This window comes from Streptomyces sp. NPDC001858 (assembly GCF_053594615.1).
The window spans coordinates 1-3,305 of sequence record NZ_JBSFEV010000103.1; the positions used below are offsets into that span (position 1 = coordinate 1).

Annotated in this window: 5 protein-coding genes and 1 pseudogene; 4 read left to right on the forward strand and 2 right to left on the reverse strand. The window is 66.8% G+C overall.

The features are described 5' to 3' along the window. Window positions 1-362 precede the first annotated feature (362 nt). Both ACWCPF_RS45260 and ACWCPF_RS45265 read left to right on the forward strand, forming a co-directional pair. Window positions 363-947 carry an ArsR/SmtB family transcription factor gene (locus ACWCPF_RS45260; RefSeq protein WP_451051002.1) on the forward strand — a complete coding sequence of 195 codons (585 nt, stop codon included), beginning with the start codon at window positions 363-365 and terminating at the stop codon, window positions 945-947. Between the two features lie 14 nt (window positions 948-961). Then, window positions 962-1,147 carry a hypothetical protein gene (locus ACWCPF_RS45265; RefSeq protein WP_451051003.1) on the forward strand — a complete coding sequence of 62 codons (186 nt, stop codon included), beginning with the start codon at window positions 962-964 and terminating at the stop codon, window positions 1,145-1,147. 113 nt (window positions 1,148-1,260) lie between these two features. Here ACWCPF_RS45265 and ACWCPF_RS45270 read toward each other — a convergent pair whose 3' ends face one another. Both ACWCPF_RS45270 and ACWCPF_RS45275 read right to left on the reverse strand, forming a co-directional pair. Beyond that, window positions 1,261-1,482, reverse strand: a complete 222-nt coding sequence (locus ACWCPF_RS45270) for a helicase associated domain-containing protein (protein ID WP_451051006.1) — start codon at window positions 1,480-1,482, stop codon at window positions 1,261-1,263. 79 nt (window positions 1,483-1,561) lie between these two features. Then, window positions 1,562-1,831, reverse strand: a pseudogene (locus tag ACWCPF_RS45275) (IS110 family transposase); the annotation flags it as partial. Between the two features lie 141 nt (window positions 1,832-1,972). Between ACWCPF_RS45275 and ACWCPF_RS45280 the strand changes: the two are divergent. Together ACWCPF_RS45280 and ACWCPF_RS45285 are read left to right on the forward strand one after the other, a co-directional pair. Further along, window positions 1,973-2,578 carry a DUF6461 domain-containing protein gene (locus tag ACWCPF_RS45280; RefSeq protein WP_451051004.1) on the forward strand — a complete coding sequence of 202 codons (606 nt, stop codon included), beginning with the start codon at window positions 1,973-1,975 and terminating at the stop codon, window positions 2,576-2,578. Window positions 2,579-2,636: 58 nt separating this feature from the next. Next, window positions 2,637-3,125, forward strand: a complete 489-nt coding sequence (locus ACWCPF_RS45285; RefSeq protein ID WP_451051005.1) for a DUF4265 domain-containing protein — start codon at window positions 2,637-2,639, stop codon at window positions 3,123-3,125. The last annotated feature ends 180 nt before the right edge of the window (window positions 3,126-3,305 follow it).

Consider the following 3,305-nt stretch of genomic DNA (forward strand, 5'->3'; position numbering starts at 1 on the left):
GACGCCGCCCGCCGCGAAGTGCCGGGGACGGCCAGGGGGCTGGTGCGGGCTTTGTGCTGCGCCTGGGGCCGCCATGCGCCGCTCGAAGGCCCCGAAGGGCGTCGTGGACGCTTCGGGAGCTCCGGGGCCGGAGGCGTGACGCCGGGCTGCTCCAGGCGTCCGCGCTGCCCGTCGATCCCGAACTCCGCCGCCCTCATGGCCAATCAGGAGGAGGATTCGAACAGATGCCGCATATATAAAACCGCCCCATCTGCTGAGAATCCGGCGGCTGTGGCGCGCCTTCTGCGGAGCGCGGTCGCCCCCAGAGACTCGATGCAAAGATTCCATTGCAAGCATTCCTTTGCATCGCTATCTTTGTAAGCATGAACGAGCCCCAGGACTCGCACGTCCGCAATCTCGATGCCCGATCTCTGCGCGGGCTCGCGCACCCGCTGCGCATGCAGCTGCTGGACGCCCTGCGCTTCGGCGGCCCGGCCACCGCGTCCCAACTCGCCGGAAAGCTGGGCGAGTCAAGTGGTGCGACCAGCTACCACCTGCGGCAGCTCGCCGTTCACGGCTTCATCGAGGACGCCCCCGAGCGCGGCAAGGGCCGGGAGCGGTGGTGGAAGGCGGTCCACAAGGGTCTGCGCTTCGACGACGCGCTGCTCACGGACGCCAGCCCGGATGTGCGCGGGGCCGCCGACATGTATCTCCACGAGGTCGCCGGCACCCAGACCCGGGACCTGTCGACCTGGCTCGGCAACCGCCGGACATGGCCGCAGGAGTGGAATCGCACCTGGGACATGAGCAGCGCGACGCTGCGGCTCACACCCGAACTGACGCAGGAACTCGTCGAGAAGATGCACGCGCTCGTCGACACCTACCGCGACCGGGCCGTCGACGAGGACGACGCCAACACCGCCCAGGTACGCATCCATACACACGCGTTCCCTCTCACCACGGAGTGAAAGGCCACAGCCCGATGCACCCCGAGACCCATCTTGCCCTGCACCACGTCCACGCCGCCGAGCTCCGCGCCGAGGCCGACGCGTACCGTCTCGCCGCAGCGGCCCGGCACCCCCGGGACCTCCGTACCCGTCTCGGCTGGGCCCTCGTGGAAGTCGGCCTGTGGCTGGCCGCCCCCAAAGCAGCAGCCGCCATTCCATAGCGCCGTTCGCGACCGCCGCCCCCATGGGGAGACATGACCGCGAGGAAGAGGATGGGGAGTCAGCTGACGCCGAACCCGCCCGGGGTAGGGAATCGCATGACCGTCGACAGCGCTCATCCGGGACGGACCACACCATGCCGAGCTGCTCCAGCCGCCGGGCCCGCAGCCCAGGTCATCTGCCCCGCCCCATCGGCCCTTCGTCGCTCTGCCACCCACTGCCCAAGCGGTGTCGCGCCCTCTCGGTGTCCGTACGGCACGCGGGCGTGATGCTCACGCTCCGTAAACGCCTTCAGCTTCGCCCAGCCGCGCGCCCAGTCCTGCCGCTCGGTGTCGATGACAAGGAACTGAGGATGCGCTCCACGCGTTCCAGACCCGCCTCAACAAGTGGGGCGCGGAAGCACGTACGCACTGCATTAGAGGGTGCACCTGCAACAGTTTCTCGATCAGCGCGGCAAGGAGTTGACGCTGGTCGAGCACGGCGCTGAGCGAGGCGGTGAGGCTGGGGACAATCAGTGCGGCAGCGTCGGTGCCCGCAACGACGATGCTCTGCTCGTCGAGTGCGTCGAAGATGTCTGTGACGAGCCGTTCGGCTATGCGCGGCGCCTTGGACCGCAGCAGGGATATCAGCCGTCGCTTGCCGGCTTTCCTCAACTGGGCCGGGGAGCCGTGGCGTTTGAGGAGAAACAGGGGGTGTTCACGAGTACCGCTGACCAGGCATGCCAGAAGCACTTGAAGATCGCTTCCCAATCCGGCAGAGATCGTTTCCCACCCTGCTGGCGGCCGACCCCCTCTCCGCTGTCAGACGCAGGGGCGAGGATGTGCGGCATGACGAAGACCGGAGCGGACTACGCGTGGTTCGAGAACGATTTTCCAGACATCGCCGAAGCGTACTGCTTCACGTTGGTCCGGGGGCTGTCGCCGACTGAGCTGGTGTCCCGGCTCGAAGGACGACCGGAGGTGCCCCTGCGAGGGATATCCGCAGTCGTCGACGCCGCCTTCGCGCAGTACGACCTGGAGGAGGGAGACCGTCAGCTGATCGCCATGACGGCGGTGGGGTCCTGGACGCTGCTGATCGAGCCGAACGGGTACCTCGGGGTTACGGAAGCCCGAGTGCTGCCGGCCTCCGCCGGAGCGAGCTGGGTCTCCCACTTCGTCAACGCCAACGGTGTTGGCACGTTCCTCTGGGCAGAGGACCAGGTCCTGCGCCTGTGCTTCGACCCCATGTTCCCGGAGGACCGATGGGGCACCGAACCCGACGAACTCCTCGGCGTCATGGAGCGGATCGGCTTCCACCTCGATAAGGAGATTCCGGAAACGGATCTGTCCGCACCGGCAGCGTTCGTCCTGGCAGAACACCTGACCAGCGTCGCCATCACTCCGGCGCTACTCCAGGACACAACGTTCACCTGCGCCACCGTCCGGATTCGGTGACCTGCTCAAGGCACATTCCCAGGTCCGAGCCCGTGGATACGGCGTGGATGATGGCGCGGTGACGAGCATCAGGGACGACCACGTGAAGGTGCACTTCCGCCTGGAGGTGGACGAGGACGGCTGGCCGCCGGCGAGCGTGGAGAGCCTGTGGGCGGTGGACCTCGGCGACGGAAGCGTGCGGTTGGACAACATCCCCTGGTTCGTACGCGGAGTCGCCAGCGACGACGTCATCCGGGTGGAGATCGACGATGAAGGCGTCCACTGGGCTGGCGAGACAGTGCGGGCTTCCGAGAACTGCACCATCCGGTTGATCGTCCTGAAGGACGGCGGCTCAGGTGCCGCTCGGCAGACCGTACTGGAGGCCTTTCACCGGCTCGGCATGACCGGCGAGGGGATCGAGCAGTTCCGGATGGTAGCGCTCGACGTGCCACCAGATGCGGACCTGGTTCGGATTCGGAAGCTCTTGGAGCATGGAGAGTCCATGGGGTGGTGGCACTGGGAGGAAGGATGTGTCACCGCCGCGTGGCGGGCCACGGCAGTGGCGTGACTGCCGTAGATACTCACACCTCTCCTCCTGGGGAGACCAGGGAAGGAGGCGGTATGACCATCTTTCACGGCGGCAGCTGTCAGCAGCCCTAGGCGCTGTTTCTCGGATCTCCTGACGTGAGTGGGATGTTGGGGGCCAGGCTGGCTGTATGGGCCGTGGGGATCTGACGAATGCAGAGTG

What these genes read in the sequence shown, in the direction of transcription:
- ACWCPF_RS45260 (WP_451051002.1), top strand. Translation starts at nt 363, where the DNA reads ATGAACGAGCCCCAGGACTCGCACGTCCGCAATCTCGATGCCCGATCT.
- ACWCPF_RS45265 (WP_451051003.1), top strand. Translation starts at nt 962, where the DNA reads ATGCACCCCGAGACCCATCTTGCCCTGCACCACGTCCACGCCGCCGAG.
- ACWCPF_RS45280 (WP_451051004.1), top strand. Translation starts at nt 1,973, where the DNA reads ATGACGAAGACCGGAGCGGACTACGCGTGGTTCGAGAACGATTTTCCA.